This window comes from Paenibacillus sp. J5, assembly GCF_054955055.1.
Map to the genome: position 1 here is coordinate 312,233 of NZ_JBUEDD010000005.1, position 22,158 is coordinate 334,390.

Annotated in this window: 14 protein-coding genes and 1 CRISPR repeat array; of the genes, 3 read left to right on the forward strand and 11 right to left on the reverse strand. The window is 57.0% G+C overall.

The annotated features are described in order from the left end of the window. Positions 1-123 precede the first annotated feature (123 nt). Complete coding sequence (locus ACY1JZ_RS11450; protein ID WP_462629255.1) at positions 124-1,083, forward strand: helix-turn-helix domain-containing protein; 960 nt, start codon at positions 124-126, stop codon at positions 1,081-1,083. 61 nt (positions 1,084-1,144) lie between these two features. Here the strand turns inward: ACY1JZ_RS11450 and ACY1JZ_RS11455 are convergent, their stop codons facing one another. The 10 genes from ACY1JZ_RS11455 to ACY1JZ_RS11500 form a co-directional block, all read right to left on the reverse strand. Next, the gene (locus tag ACY1JZ_RS11455; protein WP_462629256.1) at positions 1,145-2,875 is read right to left on the reverse strand and encodes an ABC-ATPase domain-containing protein; all 1,731 of its coding nucleotides are present in this window, start codon (positions 2,873-2,875) and stop codon (positions 1,145-1,147) included. 375 nt (positions 2,876-3,250) lie between these two features. Further along, complete coding sequence (locus ACY1JZ_RS11460; protein WP_462629257.1) at positions 3,251-8,875, reverse strand: S-layer homology domain-containing protein; 5,625 nt, start codon at positions 8,873-8,875, stop codon at positions 3,251-3,253. A 487-nt stretch (positions 8,876-9,362) separates the two neighbouring features. Next, a CRISPR array of direct repeats spans positions 9,363-10,191; the repeat unit is 32 nt; unit sequence GTTTCAATCCACGCTCCCGCATGAGGAGCGAC. Between the two features lie 518 nt (positions 10,192-10,709). Continuing rightward, positions 10,710-11,336 (reverse strand): hypothetical protein, encoded by a 627-nt coding sequence (locus tag ACY1JZ_RS11465; RefSeq protein WP_270164521.1) that lies wholly within the window; start codon positions 11,334-11,336, stop codon positions 10,710-10,712. A gap of 321 nt (positions 11,337-11,657) precedes the next feature. Continuing rightward, the gene (locus tag ACY1JZ_RS11470) at positions 11,658-12,146 is read right to left on the reverse strand and encodes a MarR family winged helix-turn-helix transcriptional regulator (protein ID WP_462629258.1); all 489 of its coding nucleotides are present in this window, start codon (positions 12,144-12,146) and stop codon (positions 11,658-11,660) included. Positions 12,147-12,399: 253 nt separating this feature from the next. After that, complete coding sequence (locus tag ACY1JZ_RS11475) at positions 12,400-13,272, reverse strand: urease accessory protein UreD (protein WP_462629259.1); 873 nt, start codon at positions 13,270-13,272, stop codon at positions 12,400-12,402. Next, positions 13,247-13,933: an urease accessory protein UreG gene (ureG, locus tag ACY1JZ_RS11480; RefSeq protein ID WP_462629260.1), complete on the reverse strand. Its 687-nt coding sequence runs from the start codon at positions 13,931-13,933 to the stop codon at positions 13,247-13,249. The genes ACY1JZ_RS11475 and ureG overlap by 26 nt, the downstream gene beginning before the upstream one ends. Positions 13,934-14,016: 83 nt before the next feature. Next, the gene (locus ACY1JZ_RS11485; RefSeq protein WP_462629262.1) at positions 14,017-14,709 is read right to left on the reverse strand and encodes an urease accessory protein UreF; all 693 of its coding nucleotides are present in this window, start codon (positions 14,707-14,709) and stop codon (positions 14,017-14,019) included. Between the two features lie 20 nt (positions 14,710-14,729). Next, a complete protein-coding gene (gene ureC / locus ACY1JZ_RS11490; RefSeq protein WP_462629400.1) occupies positions 14,730-16,439 on the reverse strand; it encodes an urease subunit alpha in 1,710 nt (569 codons plus the stop codon). 5 nt (positions 16,440-16,444) lie between these two features. After that, positions 16,445-16,813: an urease subunit beta gene (locus ACY1JZ_RS11495; RefSeq protein ID WP_270164526.1), complete on the reverse strand. Its 369-nt coding sequence runs from the start codon at positions 16,811-16,813 to the stop codon at positions 16,445-16,447. A 31-nt stretch (positions 16,814-16,844) separates the two neighbouring features. After that, on the reverse strand, positions 16,845-17,150 hold the full coding sequence (locus ACY1JZ_RS11500) for an urease subunit gamma (protein ID WP_270164527.1): 306 nt from the start codon (positions 17,148-17,150) through the stop codon (positions 16,845-16,847). Between the two features lie 452 nt (positions 17,151-17,602). Between ACY1JZ_RS11500 and ilvD the strand changes: the two genes are divergently transcribed. Beyond that, positions 17,603-19,288, forward strand: coding sequence for a dihydroxy-acid dehydratase (gene ilvD, locus ACY1JZ_RS11505; RefSeq protein ID WP_270164528.1), 1,686 nt, complete (start codon positions 17,603-17,605; stop codon positions 19,286-19,288). Positions 19,289-19,311: 23 nt separating this feature from the next. Here the strand turns inward: ilvD and ACY1JZ_RS11510 are convergent, their stop codons facing one another. Next, positions 19,312-20,745, reverse strand: coding sequence for a polysaccharide deacetylase family protein (locus ACY1JZ_RS11510; protein WP_462629264.1), 1,434 nt, complete (start codon positions 20,743-20,745; stop codon positions 19,312-19,314). A gap of 264 nt (positions 20,746-21,009) precedes the next feature. On the opposite strand from ACY1JZ_RS11510, the gene ACY1JZ_RS11515 reads away from it, so the two are divergent. Continuing rightward, positions 21,010-22,155, forward strand: a complete 1,146-nt coding sequence (locus tag ACY1JZ_RS11515; protein ID WP_462629265.1) for an AI-2E family transporter — start codon at positions 21,010-21,012, stop codon at positions 22,153-22,155. Positions 22,156-22,158: the final 3 nt, after the last annotated feature.

Below are 22,158 nucleotides of genomic sequence, written 5' to 3' on the forward strand. Positions count from 1 at the left end.
TCCGTGCGGCCTTGCTATGATTATAGGAGATGGATGATCGGCATTTATGGGGCATTCATGTGCAATATATAGGGCAATTATGGATTTTTGGAAGGGTTTACAATAGAGGAGGAGCGTTGCGAGATGACACAACAGCTAAGAGGAGAACAATTCTTCGAGCCGAGCTTTCCGATATATCTCAACCGGGAGACCGAGTCGTTCAAGCTGTCCAGACATACCCATGACTTCATCGAGCTGAGCCTGGTAGCCGAGGGCAAGGGCTATCAGTTCATCGACGAGCAGACGCTGCAGGTCAGCAAGGGCGACCTCTTCGTGCTGCCGGTCGGCACCTCCCATGTCTTCCGCCCGTCCTCTGTATCCAGAGCCGAGCCGCTCGTCATCTACAACTGTATCTTTCGCGCCGAGCTGCTGCAGGAGCTCGCTGACTGGCATACTGTACCCGACACACTTGCTGCACAGTTGCTAGACGATACGACCAGCGGCCATGAACGAAGCGATAGGGCGGCTGATCGGGGCAACGAGGAACGAAGGCTCAGCGGCCAGCAGCAGCGCTGGCACAGCTACCATGACCGCAACGGCAGCCTCCTCCAGCTCTTCTCCAGCGCCTATTATGAATATAGCAAGCGTGATGCCTATGCCCGCCCGATGCTGCTCGCGCTGCTCACTCAGATGCTCGTTCAGATCGAGCGACTGCATGGTGAGCAGGAGATGCAGTCCAGCGCACCTGGACAGCCCCCATCGACTATGGAGGATGCGCTATACTACATCCACCGTCATTATAACGAGAAGCTGACGCTCAAGAGGCTGGCGGAGCTGACCTATATGAGCGAGAGCCATTTCCAGCATCAATTCAAGCGGCTCACCTGCCAGAGCTTCACCCAGTACATTCAAAATATCCGCATCGAAAAAAGCTGCCAGCTCCTGCAATCTACCGTGCTGTCCGTGCAGGACATCGCAGCGGAGGTCGGCTACAGCGATATGAAGTTCTATCATGCGCTGTTCCGCAAGCTGACAGGCGTTACGCCTCATGCGTATCGCAAGGGGCGAGGCAGGCAAGACATGAGGCAAGACAGGGGGCAATAACTCTTACTTTCAAACCTTATTCCCCTGGTTGGTTATGCTACATGGTGTGCTAGCTCACCCGCTAAAACCTCCTGCGCGCAGAATCGGCCACAGCCGCCTGAAGACCGCGGTAACGGTTCAGCGCCGCACAGAACTCCTGCTTCCTCGGCCGTGCAAGATCGCCCGGATGTCCTGCATGGGAGGACAGAGAAGCCAGCCCGTCACGGTCGAGCTGTTCATAGAGCCAGTCGGCGGCTTCTGCCAGTGTCCATTGCTTGCCTAGCAGCTTCTGCTTGAAGTAGTCGAGCATGACTGCAATCGCCCGGGTCTGGCTGTCATCCACCAGTTGCTCCAGAGCGGACAGATCAATCATCTGCTTGCCATACAGAATGACGCTGAGTGATTTGGCTCGAATACGGTCGTCTCTCCCGCTAGAGGTTTGTCCGAAACGGACGGGGATGCGGGGCGTAATGCACCCGAAGCGCTGCTCTTGTGGCATGTCCCGTCTGTACGCATCGGCTGCGGCGATGTCCTTCGCCTGCTCTGTCACATCTCTTGGAACATATTCATCCAGCATGATCACCCGATCCGCCGTATCGAAGTAATCTCCCGTCCCGCCCACGATCAGAATCGTCGAGACGCCATGCTCCTCATAGAGCGGCCTGATCTTGTCCAGAAACGGCGTGATCGGCTCCTTATCGCTCGCAATCAGCCGTTGCATGCGGCGGTCGCGAATCATAAAATTCGTCGCCGAGGTGTCCTCATCGATCAGCAGCAGTGACGCTCCAGCCTCCAGCGCCTCCATCACATTTGCCGCCTGGGAGGTGCTCCCGCTCGCATTTTCTGTTGAGAATTGGCGTGTGTCCTTCTTGCCTGGCAGATTGTTGATGAAGGGACTTATATCCACCTTCTCGATCGGCCGCCCGTCCTCCGCACGAATCTTGACTGCATCCTCTCTCGTAATCGCCCCTTCTCTTCCATCGCCAGGGATATGGTTATATACCCCCCGCTGCAACGCCTGCAGCAGTGTAGATTTGCCATGGTAGCCGCCGCCTACGATCAGTGTAATGCCCTCGGCAATCCCCATCCCTGTTACCGTTCTACCGCTGGGCAACTCCATCGTCGTCTCCAGAGATACCGGACTCTTGAAGGGGATGCCTCCGCGCATCGGTCGATCAGATACACCACTCTCACGCGGCAGCATTGACCCGTTGGCTACGAACGCCACCAGCCGTCGCTTCCGCAGCTCCTGGCGAATATGCTCTTGATCCAGCATGGAGGCGATGTGGCGATCCAGCGCCTGTTGATCCAGATTGCGATAGAGCAGCGCCTGCTCCACCACCTTCGGCAGCACCTCTCGCAGCAGCCGATCTGCCGCTTTGGCGAGCACCCGCCTGCCGGCAGCCGGCAGCCCGATCTCCAGACGTGCCTCCATCCGCTCCTCACCGATGACGATCGCGGTGCGCTCCAGTATTTCCTGACCGCAGCTATCTATGATGATCTGACCGTTATTGCCCGCCCCCTGTCCACCCGCCTGAGCCTTCTGTATTGCCCGCCCGAACGCCCGAGCCAGGAAATCGGACACGGCAACCACCTTCGCCCTCGAATCGAGACAACTCTTGGGGATGCCTGCCGTCTGCCGCTTCAAGAGCACTCTCGCCTTGGATGGCGGCGCGTAGGGGTCGGCCTGAACATGGTCAATGGCAAGTATGTAAGCACCGCAATCATAGCTCCCCTTCAGCGCCTTATAGGCAGGGTAGCCCTTGCCCTCTATAGATTGCAGCAGCTTCTGCAGGTCTTCAGCTTGTTTCATGCAATTCCCTCCTTGAATAGGTAGCCAATGTAATCGGCTGGACCGCTCTTACCCAGGCCCAAGCTCGTCCTCAATCTGGCTTGACTATGTTGCAGACCTCTCTGCATTGTGGCCTTGTTATCTCGCAGACCTGCCTGCATTCTGGCTTAGCTATCTCGCAGGTCTATCCAAATTCTGCCCTTGTCAGCTCGCCAGCCTCGTCCACAATCTAGCCTCGCTATCTCGCAGACCTGCCTGCATTCTGGCTTTGCCAGCTCACCAGGCTTGTCCGCTATGAATCTATGGTATTCGTTCGGATAAGAAATTGTCAAAAGCCGCCCGCAAACAGCATTCGCCCTGCCCCATGAACAGGGCAAGGCGAATGAATGATGCGCGTTATGGATTATTCTTCAACGCAGCCAGCAATACCGCGGTCACTTCGGCACGGGTCGCCTTCGCTTGCGGAAGGAAGCGCCCGGCCTCGGCGCCCTGCATCAGCCCTGCCTCCGCTGCGGCTGCCACATACGGCACCGCCCAGGCGGGAACGCTGCTTGCATCGGCAAAGCTCAGCTCTGCCTGCTCCTTAACCGGCAGCCCGAGCGCTCGCACCACCATCACTGCCAGCTCCACACGGGAGATGGTGCCCGATGGGCGGAACGTCTGATCCGCATAGCCAGTGATGATGCCCAGTTCCATCGCCTGAGCGACCGAGCCGCGCGCCCATGTCGGAATCTGCTCCGCATCCTTGAGCTTCACGACGCTGCTGCTCTGCTCCAGGCTGAATGCTCGCACCAGCATCGTCACGAACTCGGCGCGAGTGGCCGTCTCATTCGGACGGAAGCTGCCGTCCTGATAGCCGTTCACGATGCCGCGGGCGGCGGCCTGTGCGATCGCAGCGCTAGCCCAATGCTGCCCCGCATCGCTGAACACCGTATTCGGAGCCGTCTCGCCCCCACCAGGCGTAGAGCCCGGCACAGTCGGTGTTCCTGGGCTCGTCGGCACGCCCGGCTTAGCAGGAGCCTCCGTACTTTGGTTATCCGTCGCCCCTGGCTGCTTCGGTGTCTCCGGCTGAGCTGGCTGTGCTCCCGGCGCGCTGCCTGATCCGTTGCCGCCACCACTGCCGGGAGACGGATAATATACCGGCTCGCCTTCGGTTGGAAGCGCCTTGCCCTTGAGATCGATGATGTGTCCCTCTGCCTGCTGGCCCACCACACCGATGCGGTTCAGATGCTCCAGAAACACCTCGTAATCGACCAGATTCAGCTCATAGTAACGGTTATCATCCTTCGCTGCCCGCATCGCGCGGTAGAAATCCCCGCCACCGGCCATGAAGGAATTCGTCGCGACGATATAATAGGCGTTCGGGTCCATATCCGTATAAGTGCCATTGCTATTGCGAAGCTGCACCTTCACCACACGCTGCCCCGTCTGCTTCACTTGCCCGGTTAAGGAATCCAGCTTCTCGCCCGGCTTAGTCGAATCATAATAGAATCGCATGCCCGCCACCTGCGGGAATCGTCCTTCGCCAGTCTCGACGCCGCTCACACCATTTTCCAGCGCAGCAGCAATCTCCTTGCCGGTCATCTTGAGCGCGGACAGATTGTTGCCGAACGGCATGACCGTGAGCAGATCGCCGAGCGTAATGTCGCCTTGCTGGATCGATGCGCGGATGCCGCCGCCATTTTGAATCGCCACATAGCCCTTCACATCCGGCTCCTTGACGATCGACTTCACCTTCTCCAGCATCCCTTGTGCGACCAGATTGCCCAGATTCGTCTCCTGCTTGCGGACAGAGCCGCGTTCCCCATCCAGACTCACACGGGTGCTACCGACCACCGTCTTGCGGTACTCTGCGAGAGGCTCGGCATACTCCTTCAGCTTCGTCGCAGCCTCCGGGTCCTCGGCAAACCGATATTGACCGCTGCTATCCTTCTCATCCAGCTTCAACAGCTTTCCGTTCCATGACGTCAGCGCACCAGCCACGTCGAAGGTTACATCCAATTGCCCCAGCGATACGTTGTACTCTCCGGTCTGCACGACTAATGTCGGCTCCTTATGCGTCCGCACCACGACGGGCTCATTAAGAATAGTGTGCGAGTGTCCGCCAACCACAATGTCGATGCCCGCTACCGCCTCAGCCAGCTTGAGGTCATCCGCATAGCCGAGATGCGTGAGCGCGATAATCTTGTTGACGCCCTCGCGCTCCAGCATGGCTACCGTTGCCTCAGCGCTCGCCTTATAGTCGGCGAACTTCACCTTATCTCCTGGTGAGGACAGGGAGACCGTATCCAGGGTCGTCAGGCCGAAGATGCCGACCTTCTCCCCCTTCACCTCCTTAATGATCGCCGGGTAGATTCGTCCTTGCTCGCCCGGCTCGCCCGCCGCGCCGCTCGATAACCCGCCAAGCTGCCCATCCTGCGAGACGTCGATATTGGCGCTGACGAACGGGAACTTGGCAGCCTGTACGAATTGCGCCAGCACGCCTGTCCCTTTATCAAACTCATGATTGCCGAAGGTCATCGCGTCATAGCCGATGCGATTCATAAATTCCAGGTCTGCCAGACCATTGAACCGATTAAAATACAGCGTACCCGACATGACATCGCCCGCGTCCAGTACCAGCGTACTGTCATTGCGCAGCTCCTTGATCGCCGTGATGCGACGGGCAATGTTGTCCAGATGCGCATGGGTGTCATTCGTATGCAGCACACGCAGGGCATAATCGCCTTCTTCCCTGCCGCCGATGGCAAGCTGTGCCAGTAACGGGTCATGATCACTGACGCGTCCATGCTCCGCGGCAAAGTCGGCATTGACATGCACCGCCTCAATGACTGCGGAGGCAGAGATGTTTTTGCTGGTCAGGATATGATCCAACGTCTGGGAATTGCCATCATAAATATACGAATAACGGCTGTTCTCCGGCAGCTTATTCACCAGATTGTCCAGTTCATCCCCTGCTACAATATTCAGCGTGCGCGAAAATTGAAAGTCATTAAAATCGCCGAGCGCGACCACATTCACCGCCGGGTCCTTCGCTATCAACGCCTTGATGAATCCATTCACCACAGCCGCCTGCTTGGCTCGCTGCACCTCGCTGCTGCGTGTTGCCGGCTGTGTGCTGCCATAGGGCTTCAGGTCGCCGCCCTTGGAGTTGAAGTGATTCGCGATGACCACCACGCGCTCACCATGGAATTCAAACTCGGCAGCCAACGGCTTGCGCGAGCTAGTGAACGCCTCATGAAGCGGGTCAATTCGACCAGGGTTCAGCGACAGCGTCCCATCCTCCTGCACTTGAATCCCCGTCGTCGCATCGCCTGCATTGCCCTGCTTCAGACTCACACGCTCTTGATTGTATAGAAAACCGACGCGAATGTTCGCCCCTGGCGCACCGCCATCCTGATTATTGGCCGGAGCAATCTCCGTATAGGCATAGACCGGCCCGCCCTTGCTGGCGATCGCCTCGATCAGCGTGCGGAAGCTCTCATCGGCTGCCGTCGTCCCGCTGTCTGTGGGACCGTCATTGTCCTGCACCTCCATTACCCCGATCACATCGGGTGCATGCAGCCGCTTGACGATGATGTCTCCAATCTGGAGCGCCCGCTCCGCATCCTTCTTGCTAAAATTCTCCAGATTAAAGGTCGCCACCGTCAGCTTGTCCTTGTCGAAGGCGATAGCTGCCGTCGCTTGCTCCAGGCCGCCTGGCACAACTGCAGGCAGATTGCCATCCGGCTGAAGCTTATAATTGCCGCTGGCATACGTCAGCACTCCTGTAATCGGCGCTGCAAAGTGATCCCCTGTCTTGACCGTCTCGCTCGGCTTCCGGTTAATGAACAGCCGCTGCGGATTGAGCGTGCTCTCGAACGGCTCCGCTCCATCCCCCGTCAGGATGACGCCCCCAGCAGGTGTGCGCAGCGGATTGTGATCTCCATTATCCACCGTTACCGCCAGACCCGGCTCACTGGAATATGGCCCGATAATCTCCGCCTGGTTGAGCTGAACTCTCATCCCCTCCAGACTTTCGTAGAAATCGATCGCATCCTTCTCGGGATTAAATAGAGCCAGTCGGTCCGAGTCAATCCACTTGGGAATGATGCGTCCGCCCGTGCCGATTACGATCGGCTGTGGCAGAGGCTGCCCCGCCTCGCTGACTGCAATCGTCCCCGCGACGATCTCCGTCACCGGCAGCTCCGTTGCCGATGCGCTGTATTCCTTGACTTGACCGGACACCTTCACCTTGTTGCCAATCGCCATACCGTGACCGGATTTGTAGACGAGGATGCCCTCCGAGGTCCGGTCATCGCTATCCTCCATTCCCGGAATCTCCTGCATATAGAAGGAGCTGGCATTCACAACAGTCGTCACGATACCCTCTACATCCTGCACCGCTTGTCCATCATACAATGAGCGGTGGGCGGCACCCTGAATGTCATGAATGCGCAGCTTATCCAGCTCCTGCAGCACCGTATAGCGAAAAGTGTAGACCGCGCTCGCGCTGCTATCCAGCACCGCAATAGCCCGGATCACAGTATCCTTCCCGACAGAGATCGGGCCACTGTACACCGCAGATGCACGTGTCGGCTCGGAGTCATCCACCGTATAGTAGATGGTCGCTCCCGCCATCGGTGAAGACAGCGAGACAGTTGTATCCTTGACGATGCCGCCGGACGGCTTGCTCGCAACAACAGACAGCAGTTGACTGGTGACATCCGCCGCCGTGCGCGGCACCAGCTCCAGTCCATAGCTGGAATGGTACGTCATCACACCGGTTATTTGCTCATAGCTCGCTCCTGGTGTGAGCGCGGACGGACTGTTCTTCGCATATATGATGAATTCTCCGCCCGCCTGATCAGTGACATAGAAGGTCGAGCTGTTGTTTCTCGTGACCTGCACGTTTTTGACTGTAACCAGCATGCCTTCATAGATGCCGCCTGCCCCTTTGCCGCCATCGGCTGCAGGAGCGAAGTCCTTGGAGGTCAACACGACAGGCGCAGGGATCCCCTGGGCGGGCTGGATAACGCGGATGTAGCCGCCGGCGAAGCCCGACTTGTCCTTCTCGATCTGCACCAGACCATTAAAGAGTGTGATGGGGCCATAAGCCTCGATCCGGTCGCCTGGCTCCACAGTCGAATCGGTGCCGCGCACAACAATCCCCGCTTGTCCATCCTGGACATACAGATTGGCCATGCCGCCCGACTCCTCGCGATATGTAACGATACCTTGCACCGTTACCGCCGTGCCTGCCGGCTTCACTCGCGCCTCCGCGATCGGCAGCAGCGCCGTGTCTGCAATCGTGTAGTCCAAGGAGGCGAGCTCGCTGTTCTCCAGCCCCTCCTTCACGGCGTAGGCTTCGACGGTGATCGCCTGACCGATCTGAATCGGCTCGGTATACTCCACATATTCACCGCTGCTTCCCAGCCTGTAGTAGATGACTGCACCATCTGTAGCTGTGCTCAGCGTAACGGCTGTTCCAACTGGCAGTGCGCCCGGAGCCGGGGAGGCAGCCACCTTCGCGACATGGGTCGGCTTCACCTCCGTCCCCGTCTCTTCGACGAGCTGGAAGACCGTAGAAGAATCGCTGCGTATGCCTGGCACGCCAAAATAAGCACTCAGCACACCGCTTGCCACGCGCACCTTGCGACCGCGCAGCTCAGGATTATTATTCAGCCCGAATTGCTGCCGCACGGCTGTCACATTGGGCACCTGCACAGGCATGATCCTGCTGATATTTGTCTCATCGGGTTGATCTGCAATACCAAAGTTCGTATTACCGCTATACGGAGCGGCCGTCTGCAAGCTGTTGATAGAGCCATTGAAGTACCCCACAACATACCCCTCTACGGTAGCGGATAGCCCATCATTGTTGCGCGCGATCGCATCCGTCACACTCAGCGGCTGATCTCCATCTGCCGCCGCAGCTCGTTCCTCCCACGGCCCGACCGGCAGAACACTGGTTGCGAGCAGGATGAAGGCTAGGAAGATTCGTAGCCAGCCTTGAGCTTGCTCAGCTTGCTTGCTATACATTAGATTCCCTCCATATGGTTGGTATCGGCCCATCACATCGCCGCCTAACCGCACCCGGCCGATGCATGAATGCCGTAAACACAGCTCTACTATATAGGACTGCCTTGGAGAGAGGTAGTACGTTAAGGTTAAATAGTATAAAAGGAGCATTAAATTGTGACCTGAATATTAAGAGATGTGTTCCGTTGACATTAGGAAGGACAAGAATTTACATAAAGCTCCATGATGAGCGATGTGCTAGCGAAGATTGGAGCCTTGCAGGCGGCTATAGGCGCGGAGCGGACTAGGACGAGCTGAGATAAACAGGAAGGCGCGAAGAAGATAAAGGTGGAGTGACATTGGGGAAAATTAGCTAGTACCTGGAGAGGCGTGTAAAAAGAAGAAAAGCCGGATTCCGCAGAATCCCGGCTATTAGGCTTGAGCTTGCACCTGCGCTCTTGTGCGGAGCAACGGTAAGCTCCCGGCTCAGGAGCAAGACTTCTACTGCGGTTCAATCCACGCTCCCGCATGAGAAGCGACTTAAAGCCGAGGTTACCACAATATGACAAGCGTTTCAATCCACGCTCCCGCACGAGGAGCGACGGCGGACTGCAAGAGGCTGCAGTTTGGGATGGTACTGTTTCAATCCACGTTCCCGCACGAGGAGCGACTGGCTACACAAGACCCATATAAGGAAGCGTTGAAGTTTCAATCCACGCTCCCGCACAAGGAGCGACGCAACACGGGATCTTCGATGTCCGAAATCATCTGGTTTCAATCCACGCTCCCGCATGAGGAGCGACATGGTATCACTTGCAGAGGAAATATGTGCATTTGCGTTTCAATCCACGCTCCCGCATGAGGAGCGACTTCCGATTGGTTTTTGGATTCGTTGGCGTATCTGTTTCAATCCACGCTCCCGCATGAGGAGCGACGCCTTAAAAGGACAAGGACATTTGGTTCTTGAATCGTTTCAATCCACGCTCCCGCATGAGGAGCGACACGAGGAGGCTGAAAGCCATTATGCCAGTTCAAATTGTTTCAATCCACGCTCCCGCATGAGGAGCGACGATCATCGACGGAGTCAATCGGCTGATCGACGGTCTGTTTCAATCCACGCTCCCGCACGAGGAGCGACCCGCAGGACCAAAAATATCCACCATCTTCTGCAGTTTCAATCCACGCTCCCGCACGAGGAGCGACCGACCACGAACGCGACTATAGGCCACAAATCCCTGTTTCAATCCACGCTCCCGCACGAGGAGCGACGTGCAGTACGCTGAGTTACCAACGAGACGAGCTGACGTTTCAATCCACGCTCCCGCACGAGGAGCGACGGCACCCCTTCGCAGCCCTTATGCTGCAAGGGTTAGATCGCTATAATCCGCGAACCTCCTTTATTATACCTTCTTATCCGCCGAAAATCGACCACATTTTCCAAAAAATCCAGATTTCATGCGGGTTGCGAACCTCCCAGGGATTGAATGTGAGCTTCAGGTTCGCGCTGGCAGCCCAAGGGGGCATCCATAACAGCACTCCATTCATTATATAGAACAGTAATTCAGGAATCAGATACTTTCCCAAGCCTGCTTCCCCTATACCGATAACAACACCTCATGATACTGCCGCCAAGCGCTGCCCACTCCGTCGAAGACGGCTTCCATCTCCAAGCCAGCAAGCGCCCCTCCCCACGGAGCAGCAGCGCACACAAACAAACAACGCAATCTCGCGATTGCGCTGTCTGTTCCAAGCACTTCATTATCAGAACTACCGAGCCGCTCACCCTACAGCGAAGAGAACACGGGCATACCATGCCCGATGCTGCGCCCAGCCTGATTCTTTCTCTCGCCCTCGCTTAATCCTCCAGCCCGTGCTGCCTTCTAATTTCATAGAGTCCCTGCACGAGCACCTCGCTTGGATCGCGATTCAACTGCAGATAGGTTAGCAGCAGATGCAGCGGAAAAGCGCATACATTATTGCCGTCCTTGATCGCCGGGAAGCCGGTCTCGAACACTGGGCCAATCTCCTTATTCCAATCCAGTCCAGCGTGAACCTGCTCGGAAGGGAATTCCTCCTTCACCGCCTGTACGCACTGTGGAACCAGAATCTTGTCCACGATCGCCTTCGCTTCCTCCTCATTGGTCGCAGGCTGCTGGAGCGCTCGACCACCCTTCGTCTCCATCAGATCGACATAGAACGAGGACATCCACATCGCCGGATCATTGCCAGATTGAAATCTTGCAATCAGCTCCCGCAGGAAGAATCCGCACGAATAAGTGCTTCCTTCATCATCCTTCACATGAAATACAAAAACCGGGCCATAGGCCTGAAAATTCATCACTTGTCCTTCCACATCATCAAAGCGGGTCTTCAACGCTGTCAGGCCGTTATGATACAACGCCTTGATCAGCTCCACCCACTGCTCCTGCGACATGCCTTCTTCCTTAATTTCAGCATCGCCGTTGGTTGTCACATTCGTCATCGTCATAACCCCTTATCGCCAATCTTAAGAATCTTCCTGAACACTGCTGCAAGACTCCAGCAGCATCCAGGCTCCACAACGGCAGAGGCAGTATAGCTAGCCACTTGCCAGAATCGCCCACAGCATCGCTCATGCCGCCGGGTCGCAGAGACGAGCCCTATACGATGCAACAAGCGATGCAAATGAAGCGGTGTCTAGTTACATCTATTATAGGCGCGCATGAGCCAGACTAGCAACCTTATGCGTGAAATCCACCTCATCCAAGGCCGCTTGGCCTGTCCAACTACTCGCGTCACCCACCATGAGTGAAGCAATGCTTCATCATGGCTGATGAGAGCTTGCCAGCTTCTCAAGCAGCCGCGCCAGCTCCCAGATTTCTTCCTCTGACAAAGCCGCCACCAGCTCCTCCAGCAACTGCATCCGCTTTTTGTGAATCGCACTCACCAGCTCACGCCCGGCATCGGTGATCTCCAGCATCACCACGCGACGATCCTGCTCTCCTCTTTCGCGTATGATAAGCCCCTGAGCGATCAGGCTGTCGGCCAGACCGGTAATCGCGCCCGACGTCACGAACAGCATCTCCGCCAATGCCGAAGCCTTCTGCGGGCCCTCATCTGCAAGCTTGAGCAGTATTCTCGCCTGACTTAGCCCCAGTCCCGAGATGTCCACTTTGTTCCATTGGGAAATCTGATGCCGACGAAGCTGCCGGAAAGCCTCGTCCACACGGAGCAGCGCTGCACTGTATGAGCTCCCCTCGTCCATATTCAAATTATCGCCAAGCCCCTGGCACTCTCTACTATCCCTATCCATTGATGGAGTACAGTCCTCTCATTACGATATTTTCCATTCCCTTCATAACAACCTAGCGAACACATGAAGCTGCCCGCACCGCCGCCAAGGGAGTCTGTTCATCCTCGTCCTCTATAGTTTAACCTATTATTCCAATTTTTTTAAGGCTTGTCTATGATCCGCACAAGTTACGGCCCAGCCCACCCCACCCATCACGCAAAAGAAGCGAGCAAGAGAGTCCTCCTCCCCGCTCGCTCCTTGATGCTGCTGTCCCTCATCCTCCCTGCTTCCGCAGCAGACGCAGCGGAGGTCGCTCCAGCACCAGCCTTCGCATCGTGCGCCACGCAATGTCCAGCGCCTCCTGCAGCTCCCAGGCGCTGGCGCCCACAGCCAGCACAGCCAACCCATGGCGGTCAGTCAGCGATACGCCAGTCACTACCTTGCGCCCCTCGCGGCGCGGCAGCGCGGCGGCCAATGCTTCCCGCAGACGCTCCACATGCTCCGGCGCAACTCGGTCAGAGAAGCAGTAGAACGTGCCCGTATGCGTGCTATTCTGCCATGCGCCCGGAGCGTCCAGCCACTGCCGGGCGGGCACCACCCGTTGCCGCTGAGCGAAGATCAGCTCGCTGCCGTAGTAGACATGCAGCCGATTGTCCAGCTCGCGGTAGTGGAACCTCTCCTGACGCAGCGTGCGGCCCGGGCAGAGCACCTCCGCCTGCATCCAGACCGCGCCGCGCGCAAGCTCTACACTCGTCACACCTTTGTAGGCCGCATCCTTGTACAGCATGACCGGCTCCATCATGCACTCCACAACCGCACGCTCGCCAAGCGTGAACCGCTGCGTCAAGCTCGCAGCCGAGTGCTGCCCGCATGGATGAACCTTCGTATAGCTCTGATTGGTCAAGTAGACGCTGGCTCCAGCCTGCGCCTCCCAACTCAACTCATAGCGATCGCCATCCATCAGACCCGGCGAGACATCCATCATAATAATGCCGAGCTCATCTGGCAGCGGGAACGCCTTGGCGATTTTGAGCGGGGCCGTGTGGTACTTGCCTGAGATGGAGGTCTGCCCGTCCGCCGCTGTGAAGGTCACAGCCAACTGTGCAGGCTGCACGCCCGAATCAGCCGTGATGATGCGGGGTTCCATGGGCGTGCGCCATCTCATGCTCGATCCAGCCGATGATCTCCGCTACGCCCTGACCGCCATGCAGATTGGAGAATACATACGGCCTGCCGCCTCGCGCCTGCTTCGTGTCCGACTCCATCACCTCAAGCCGCGCCCCTACATAGGGCGCCAGGTCAATCTTGTTCACCAAGAGCAGATCGGAACGGGTAATGCCCGGCCCTCCCTTGCGCGGCAGCTTCTCGCCTTGCGCAACATCGATAATATAGATGAAGCGGTCGACCAGCTCCGGGCTGAACGCCGCAGCCAGATTGTCGCCGCCGCTCTCGATGAAGATAATATCCAGATGGCCTATCCGCTCCTGCAGCTCCTCCACCGCCTCGAAATTCATCGACGCATCCTCACGGATGGCGGTATGCGGGCAGCCGCCTGTCTCGACGCCAATGATGCGCTCCTCCGGCAGAACGCCTGTGCTTAGCAGGATGCGCGCATCCTCCTTCGTGTAGATATCGTTGGTGATGACGCCCAGGCTATACTTGCCCGCCAGCTCGCGCGCAATCGTCTCCAGCAGCGCCGTCTTCCCCGATCCGACTGGCCCGCCGATTCCAATCCGCACAGGACGCGAACGATCCAGTGCCGGCTGCTCCCAATGATCATGGTGATGATGTCCTGTTCCTTGACACATATCCAGTTCCTCCCCCAGTAGGCAATATGATGCATTATACAAGATACAATATACATTAGGCTTTATTCCTGCACGCCCCTAATCTAGGACATGAACAGCCGCGAATACAAGCTCTCATGCCGCATCATCGCCAGCTCCGCATGCGGCATATTCGTCCAGGCCTCCTCCGGCTGCTGATCGCACTGTTCCTCCCAGACCTCCACGATGACAGGCAGCAGCCGGGCAAGGATCGCCTGCCCCTCCGTCTGCCCCAGCGGCAGCAGTCGCAGCGCACTGTTCACGCAGGTGAGAACACAGCTATACAGATAACCCTGTACAGCCTGCTCCAGCGAGATGCCCAGCCGCAGGCAGACCCAGCCATACACCAGCGGATGGGAGACGCTACACTCGCCAGCCTTCGCCGCCTGCGCCAACTCGGCGAGAGCCAGCTCGGGATGGATCGCCATCGCCAGCCGCAGCAGCCGCTTGCCCATCTTCTCCAGGCCGATGCGTGATTCCAGGCCGAGCCGCTGCACGTGGACGAGCCGATCCACCTGCCAGAGCCGATCCAGCCTGCCCTTTGGCACATCACGATACACTGCCTTGATCACCATCGCATCAGCAGGCGCCCAGCTCTGGCGCAGCATCGCCCGCGCGAATTGCTCCAGCCCGGAGCCATTGCGCACGGCGCCCTCCTGCACCAGCGTCTCCAGCCCGAACGAGTGAGAGAAGCCGCCGATCGGCAGCGCCGAATCCAGCAACTGCTGGAGCGCAAGCCATGCCGCCTGCTCCTTCATTCATCCCACCGCCCTAGAACCTAGAATAGGAAATACCGCTGCGCCATCGGCAGCACCTGCGCTGGCTCGCATGTCACTCGCTCGCCGTCCACCTTCACCTCATACGTCTCCGGGTCGACCTCGATCGTCGGCGTCGCATCATTGTGGATCATATCCTTCTTACTGATCGCGCGACAGCCCTTGACCGGCTCGACCCGCTTTTGCAGCCCCAGCTCCTGAGCGATCCCGCGCTCATACGCCGCCTGCGAGACAAACGTAATCGAGCTGGCATACTTCGCCTTGCCCAGCGCCGCGAACATCGGACGTCCGAACACAGGCTGCGGCGTCGGAATCGAGGCGTTCGGGTCGCCCATCTGGGCGAATGCGATGGAGCCGCCCTTGAGCACCAGATCCGGCTTCACGCCGAAGAACATCGGACTCCAGAAGACGAGATCCGCGAACTTGCCAACCTCGACCGAGCCGACCCGATGCGAGATGCCGTGCGTAATCGCCGGATTGATCGTGTACTTGGCGATATACCGCTTGATACGCTCGTTATCTCCGCTCTCCTCCGTATCTGCCCCCAGCATGCCGCGCTGCGCCTTCATCTTGTCCGCCGTCTGCCAGGTGCGGAGGATCACCTCACCGACCCGCCCCATCGCCTGCGAGTCGGAGCTGATCATGCTGAACACGCCCAGATCATGCAATATATCCTCTGCCGCGATCGTCTCCGGCCGAATCCGTGAATCGGCAAAGGCGACATCCTCAGGAATCCGGCTATCCAGATGGTGACAGACCATCAGCATATCCAGATGCTCCTCTATCGTGTTAATCGTAAACGGACGGGTCGGATTCGTCGACGACGGCAGCACATTAAGCTGCGAGGCCGCGCGGATAATATCTGGCGCATGACCGCCTCCTGCCCCCTCCGTATGGTAGGTGTGGATCGTCCTGCCCTTGAACGCCGCCAGCGTATCCTCCAGGAAGCCCGCCTCGTTCAGCGTATCCGTATGAATAGCTACCTGCACATCATAGCGATCAGCCGCCTCCAGACAACGGTCGATCGCCGCCGGAGTCGTCCCCCAGTCCTCATGCAGCTTCAGTCCGATCGCTCCGGCCTCGATCTGCTCCGCCAGCGGCTCGATGAACGACGCATTGCCCTTGCCGGTGAAGCCCAGATTCATCGGAAATTCCTCCGCCGCCTCCAGCATACGGCGCATATGCCATGCGCCCGGTGTGACTGTCGTCGCATTCGTGCCCGTTGCCGGACCCGTGCCGCCGCCGATCATCGTCGTTACCCCGGACGAGAGTGCCGTCTCGATCTGCTGCGGACAGATAAAATGAATATGTGAATCGATACCTCCGGCTGTTACAATTTTGCCCTCTCCTGCAATGACCTCCGTGCTGGCTCCGGCAATCATATGGCTGTCGACGCCATCCATTATATCCGGGTTGCCGCCCTTGCCGATGCCGACGATCACACCGTCCTTGATCCCTATATCCGCCTTCACAATCCCCCAATGGTCGATGATGACCGCGTTCGTAATGAGGGTATCGAGCACGCCTTCATCACGGAGCGCGCCGCTGGACTGTCCCATACCGTCGCGAATGACCTTGCCGCCGCCGAACTTGCACTCGTCGCCATACACCGTAGCATCCCGCTCAATCCGCGCCCACAGATTCGTATCCGCCAGCCTGATGGCATCTCCGGTCGTGGGGCCGAACATTAGCGCATAGTCATTGCGATTCATCCCGCTCACCTTGGCCCCTCCTTCCAGCGCTCCAGCCTGGCACGAACCTGCTCGTTCATTTGCCCCCGCACCGCCTCGCCCTGCGTAAGGTCGTTCAGCCCGTAGGATCGGCGCTTGCCTCCCAGCTCAACCAGCATCACTGGCTTCTCCTCGCCAGGCTCGAACCGTACCGCCGTGCCGGCTGGAATATGAAGCCTCATGCCGAATGCCGCCTCTCTATTGAATGCCAGCGCACGATTCACCTCAAAAAAATGAAAATGCGAGCCCACCTGCACCGGACGATCGCCAGTATTAACGACGATCAGCTCGCAGGTCGCTCTGCCCGCATTCAGCATAATTTGCCCTGGCTTCACTCTATACTCTCCTGGAACCATCCTATCCACGCCCCCTCGCAGGTCATCTCGTCTAGTACTGAATCGGATGATGAATCGTGACCAGCTTCGTCCCATCCCGGAAGGTAGCCTCCACCTGTACCTCATGAATCATCTGCGGCACCCCCTCCATCACCTGCTCCTTGCGCAGGATACTCGTGCCGAATTCCATCAGTTGTGCCACGGTCATTCCATCACGCGCCCCCTCCATCACCTCGGATGTTATCAAGGCTATACTCTCAGGATAATTAAGCTTGACCCCTCGATTCAGCCGCCGTTTCGCCAAATCAGCAGCAATGGTGATGAGCAGTTTCTCCTTCTCGCGTTCGGTTAACTGCATTCCATTACACACCCCTGTCAGGTTTTATTCAACGTCATGCTTCCATTATAGAAAGGGCTCGCTAGGATGTAAAGATGTTTGTGTCATAAAACATGACGAAATTTTGAATAAATTGTAAAATACCTAACATGTCGAAGCTTGACTGTTCGTGTCCGTGCTCTCCCCTATGCTGCTCGCGCCGCTTGCAGGACAAGGCTTCTCCAGCTTTTACTTTTTCCCTATACGATGTCGAAAGGTAGCCATTGCTTGTCTGTTGTGGTACACTCGAGAGTATCGATATTTTATAATTAATATGATGACAGATGTACAGCGGCTGTTATGAAGACCCTCTCCAGAGATGGATATTCCTGCCTCATTGTCTATAGTTGAATGTAAAATTATAGGTAAATGCTATCAAGCAGGTGGGGGAGATCAGTACGCTGTATATCCACATACAAGAGGAGGGTTTATCCGTGTCGGCAAAAAAAATGAGATCTGACATGATTAAAAAAGGCTTTGACCGTGCCCCTCACCGCAGTCTGCTGCGCGCAGCCGGGGTGAAGGAGGAGGATTTCGGCAAGCCGTTCATCGCAGTCTGCAACTCCTACATCGACATCGTTCCTGGCCATGTCCACCTGCAGGAATTCGGCAAGATCGTGAAGGAAGCGATCCGCGAAGCAGGCGGCGTACCATTCGAGTTCAATACAATCGGCGTCGATGACGGTATCGCCATGGGTCATATCGGCATGCGCTACTCGCTGCCAAGCCGCGAGATTATCGCGGACGCGCTGGAGACCGTCGTATCCGCTCACTGGTTTGACGGTATGGTATGTATCCCGAACTGTGACAAGATTACACCGGGCATGATGATGGGCGCGCTGCGTGTCAACATTCCGACTCTATTCGTCAGCGGCGGGCCGATGAAGGCAGGCAAAACCTCCGACGGACGCTCCATCTCCCTCTCCAGTGTATTTGAGGGCGTAGGCGCCTTCCAAGCGGGCAAAATCGACGAGCAAGGGCTGCAAGAGCTGGAGCAGTACGGTTGCCCGACCTGCGGCTCCTGCTCCGGTATGTTCACCGCCAACTCGATGAACTGTCTGGCTGAAGCGCTCGGCCTGGCTCTGCCGGGCAACGGCACGATCCTCGCTGTCGCTCCAGAACGCCGCGAGTTCGTCAAGCGCTCTGCCAAGCAATTGATGGAGCTGATCGAGAAGGACATCAAGCCGCGTGACATCGTCACGATCGAGACGATCGACAATGCGTTTGCACTCGATATGGCAATGGGCGGTTCCACCAATACGGTACTGCACACCCTGGCGCTGGCTCATGAGGCGGGCTTTGAATATCCGGTAGAGCGCATCAATGAAGTGGCAGCGCGCGTGCCGCATCTGGCGAAGATCGCTCCGGCATCCGATTATCATATTGAGGATGTCCATAATGCAGGCGGCGTATCCGCTGTGCTGAACGAGCTGTTCAAGAAGGAAGGCGCACTGCATGGCGACCGGATTACGGTCACTGGCAAGACGCTGCGCGAGAACGTCGAGGGCTGCGAGATTGTGGATAAGGACGTCATTCGTCCGATCGACAATCCGCACAGCGAGCGTGGCGGCCTGGCTGTCCTGTTCGGCAACCTGGCTCCAGATGGCGCGATTATCAAGGTCGGCGCTGTCGATCCATCGGTAGGCGGCTATCACAAGGGCCCTGCAATCTGCTTCGACTCCCAGGATGATGCGCTGTATGGCATCGCGAACGGCCATGTGAAGGAAGGCCATGTTGTCGTCATCCGCTATGAAGGACCGAAGGGTGGACCCGGCATGCCGGAGATGCTGGCCCCAACGTCGCAGATTGTCGGCATGGGACTTGGAGCCAAGGTCGGCCTGATTACAGACGGACGCTTCTCGGGCGCCTCCCGCGGCATCAGCATCGGCCATATCTCGCCGGAAGCGGCCGAGGGCGGACCGATCGCCTTCGTCGAGGATGGCGACATCATCGAGCTGGATCTGAACAATCGCAAGATCGAGCTTCACATCAGCGACGAGGAATTCGCTGCTCGCCGCGCCAACTGGAAGGGCTTCGAGTCGAAGGTGAAGACAGGCTATCTGGCTCGCTACTCCAAGCTGGTAACCTCTGCAAGCACCGGCGGCGTTATGAAGGTCTAATATCTCAATATAATATAAAACCGCTAAGGAATAAGCTCCTTAGCGGTTTTATTAGCATTATAGGATAAGTCCCTTGCCACGGGCTGCAGTTGCTCGCGCGCCTCGGCAGATGAAGCTGATTCAGGCCGATTGCCCTCATTGGGCGGCTCATTGACATAACGACGGTTAAACTCCTTCATCGACATCGCCATAATCTTCGGCGACAGCACCGAGCGCTTGTCCTTGAGGCGACTTAATCCAGTAGGATGAAGCACGCTGAGCAGAAGCTTCAGATAGACCTGAGTGAGTCTGCTGAAGATTCCCTTCGGTAGATCGAGCACCGTAAACCCGAAATTCTCCGAGCCGCGATTAATCATACTGATGCCGTAGATGCCACGCACTTCCCCAAGCTCGCGACGGGCAGCAAGCTGCTGCGCCATGCCGGGCAGCGCCTTCTCCACCTCGCGAATCATTATAATCGCTACCTGCACAAGCGACTTGGAGGTGCGCATCACCTCAAACAGCCGCTTGTTGTCAAAATGCAGCTCGACGATCTTATCATTGCTCGCGATCTGCTGCCCCTCAGGCAATTGCAGCGTCTGGCCGTGATAGGTACGAATGCGATAGTGGAACATGCCGCCCCCCTCCTTCACCGGCACGAGCCGGAACAGCAGGTGGAACAGACGCTCCCAGCCCAGCCACAGCCCGATCAGCAGCCGCTTGGCCAGACCCGGCTTCGCTTGCCTGACAGCCCTGGGCTGCTTCCCAAGAGCCTGATCTGTCAGATCAATCATCTCCTGAATGGTGACGAACCGGTAGCCCTTCTCCTGACCAGCCTGCATGTAGCTCTCCAGTGCACGCAGCATATTGGCCGGGGCGCCCTCATCCGCGCCAAGCGTCGTGCCGCAATCATGCAGCAGCAGCACCTCGCCCGGACGCAGCTTCTTGAGCATGCGCTTGGTTAGCCGCTCCGCACCCACCCTTGTCCTCCAGTCGCCGAACATCGCCGACCACAGAATAATCTGCAGATAGCCAAGCCGTGAAAAATCAAACAAATTGACAATCCCCCATGGCGGACGATAAAACACCGACGTCAATCCAGTCGCATCGCGGATAATCTCCGAGGTGCGGTAGATCTGCCGTCTGACCTCCTTGGGGCGCATCACCCAATTGGACTTGTGAACATAATTGTGAATACCAATGACATGACCTTCATCCTTCATTCTCCGCAGCAGCTCCGGATGTTTCTCCGCATTGGCGCCAACAACAAAAAACGTTGCCTTGGCATTATATTTGGCTAATAAATTCAGTAAGAGCGGAGTGTACTTCGGATCAGGGCCATCGTCGAAGGTTAGCGCAATCTCACGATCGGCACGCCCCCTCTTGAATACCCGAAAGCCGAATGTCCGGCTGATCAGCCCCGGCAGGAAAGCGTAGAAGGTCAAAATGTAGAATCCCCATAGCATCAAATTCTCCATAATTATCCCCGCTAATCTCTAGTCTGTTCTCCCGCAAGCTAATCATCAATTTCTATATGGCACACTTATATTATTGTAACATACGAAAACATGAATAGGCATCTTTTTAAAAACATAGTACAATCAGTTAAAAGGCAGCATGAGCCAGCCTCGCTCCATCTTGGCCTGACTATGGGCCCCGGCGCTCCCCTCGCCGGATGGGTTCGACTGCGCTAAGCTGCCGTGTGCCTCGCGTGCAAGATCAATTTATGAAGGAGACGAGATATGCTGCCCTTTTACAAGAAATATTGGCGAACCGCATTTGACATTGCACTCATTGTTCTTACTGTATATCTTATTATGTATGCTTTCAGTTTTATATACCGGATTGCTACACCGGTCATTTTGTCCTTCGTCATATTTGCCATGATTGAGCCATTAGCAAGGCGATTGAACCGCATCGGCATCAGCAAGTCAATTGCATCCGCCATTTCAGTATTCTTCTTCGCCATCGTCATCGTCGGCGCATTCGTTGGAGCCGGGATGATCCTGACCCATCAGATTACAGGGCTGCTCAAGCTGCTGCCGCAATATCAGGACGAGATGAAGGAGCAGATTGCGTCCATCTCTACCTATCTGAGCGACAAATCCACGCTCATTCCACCCGATATCATGAGCACGTCTGCCAATCTGATCGAGTCGGTCACCAAATGGGGAAGCGAGCTGGCCAAGTCGTTCCTGAGCGGGTTTGTCGGCTTACTGACCTCGTTCTCGACCTTCATGTTCAATCTGGTCATCGCCGTGGTGCTGGCCTACTTCCTGAGCATCGAGATCGGAGACTGGAAGCGGATTGCCGGGGAGAAGACACCGCGAACCTTTAAGACCGCCTTCTTCTTTCTGAAGGATAATGTATTCTCCGGTCTTGCCGTCTATCTGAAGGCACAGATGAAGCTGATCAGCATGACCTTCATCATCATCCTGGCCGTCCTGCTTGTGCTTCGCGTGGACAATGCGTTCACGGTAGCCGTCATCTCGGCCATCTTTGATGTGTTGCCGCTGCTTGGGGTCAGCACGATCTTCATCCCGTGGATTATCTATCTCTTCATCGTGGGCAATACGACGCTTGCGCTATGCCTGAGCGCATTGCTGCTCGCGGTGCTTCTGGCCCGGCAAATTCTGGAGCCCAAGATTACCGGAGATTCACTGGGCGTATCGGCCTACACAACATTGGTCTTCATGATCGTCTCTCTGTCGCTGTTCGGGGTTGCCGGCGTCATCCTGTCTCCGGTACTCGTCATTCTGATCAAGGCACTGTATGACCAGGGCTATCTGAAGCGCTGGATTCGCAGACCAACGGATGAATATGACGATCAAGCGCCCCCTCCTGCGCCTCCCGCTTCGCCGAACGGCGGCGGAGCTGCAGCGACCTGATCG

Coding starts and splice junctions, on each gene's coding strand:
- ureC (WP_462629400.1), bottom strand. CDS start 16,439: ATGAATCGCAATGACTATGCGCTAATGTTCGGCCCCACGACCGGAGAT.
- ACY1JZ_RS11475 (WP_462629259.1), bottom strand. CDS start 13,272: ATGGAACCCCGCATCATCACGGCTGATTCGGGCGTGCAGCCTGCACAG.
- ACY1JZ_RS11485 (WP_462629262.1), bottom strand. CDS start 14,709: ATGAAGGAGCAGGCGGCATGGCTTGCGCTCCAGCAGTTGCTGGATTCG.
- ACY1JZ_RS11455 (WP_462629256.1), bottom strand. CDS start 2,875: ATGAAACAAGCTGAAGACCTGCAGAAGCTGCTGCAATCTATAGAGGGC.
- ACY1JZ_RS11450 (WP_462629255.1), top strand. CDS start 124: ATGACACAACAGCTAAGAGGAGAACAATTCTTCGAGCCGAGCTTTCCG.
- ACY1JZ_RS11465 (WP_270164521.1), bottom strand. CDS start 11,336: ATGACGAATGTGACAACCAACGGCGATGCTGAAATTAAGGAAGAAGGC.
- ACY1JZ_RS11515 (WP_462629265.1), top strand. CDS start 21,010: ATGCTGCCCTTTTACAAGAAATATTGGCGAACCGCATTTGACATTGCA.
- ACY1JZ_RS11500 (WP_270164527.1), bottom strand. CDS start 17,150: ATGCAGTTAACCGAACGCGAGAAGGAGAAACTGCTCATCACCATTGCT.
- ACY1JZ_RS11510 (WP_462629264.1), bottom strand. CDS start 20,745: ATGGAGAATTTGATGCTATGGGGATTCTACATTTTGACCTTCTACGCT.
- ACY1JZ_RS11460 (WP_462629257.1), bottom strand. CDS start 8,875: ATGTATAGCAAGCAAGCTGAGCAAGCTCAAGGCTGGCTACGAATCTTC.
- ACY1JZ_RS11470 (WP_462629258.1), bottom strand. CDS start 12,146: ATGGATAGGGATAGTAGAGAGTGCCAGGGGCTTGGCGATAATTTGAAT.
- ureG (WP_462629260.1), bottom strand. CDS start 13,933: ATGTGTCAAGGAACAGGACATCATCACCATGATCATTGGGAGCAGCCG.
- ACY1JZ_RS11495 (WP_270164526.1), bottom strand. CDS start 16,813: ATGGTTCCAGGAGAGTATAGAGTGAAGCCAGGGCAAATTATGCTGAAT.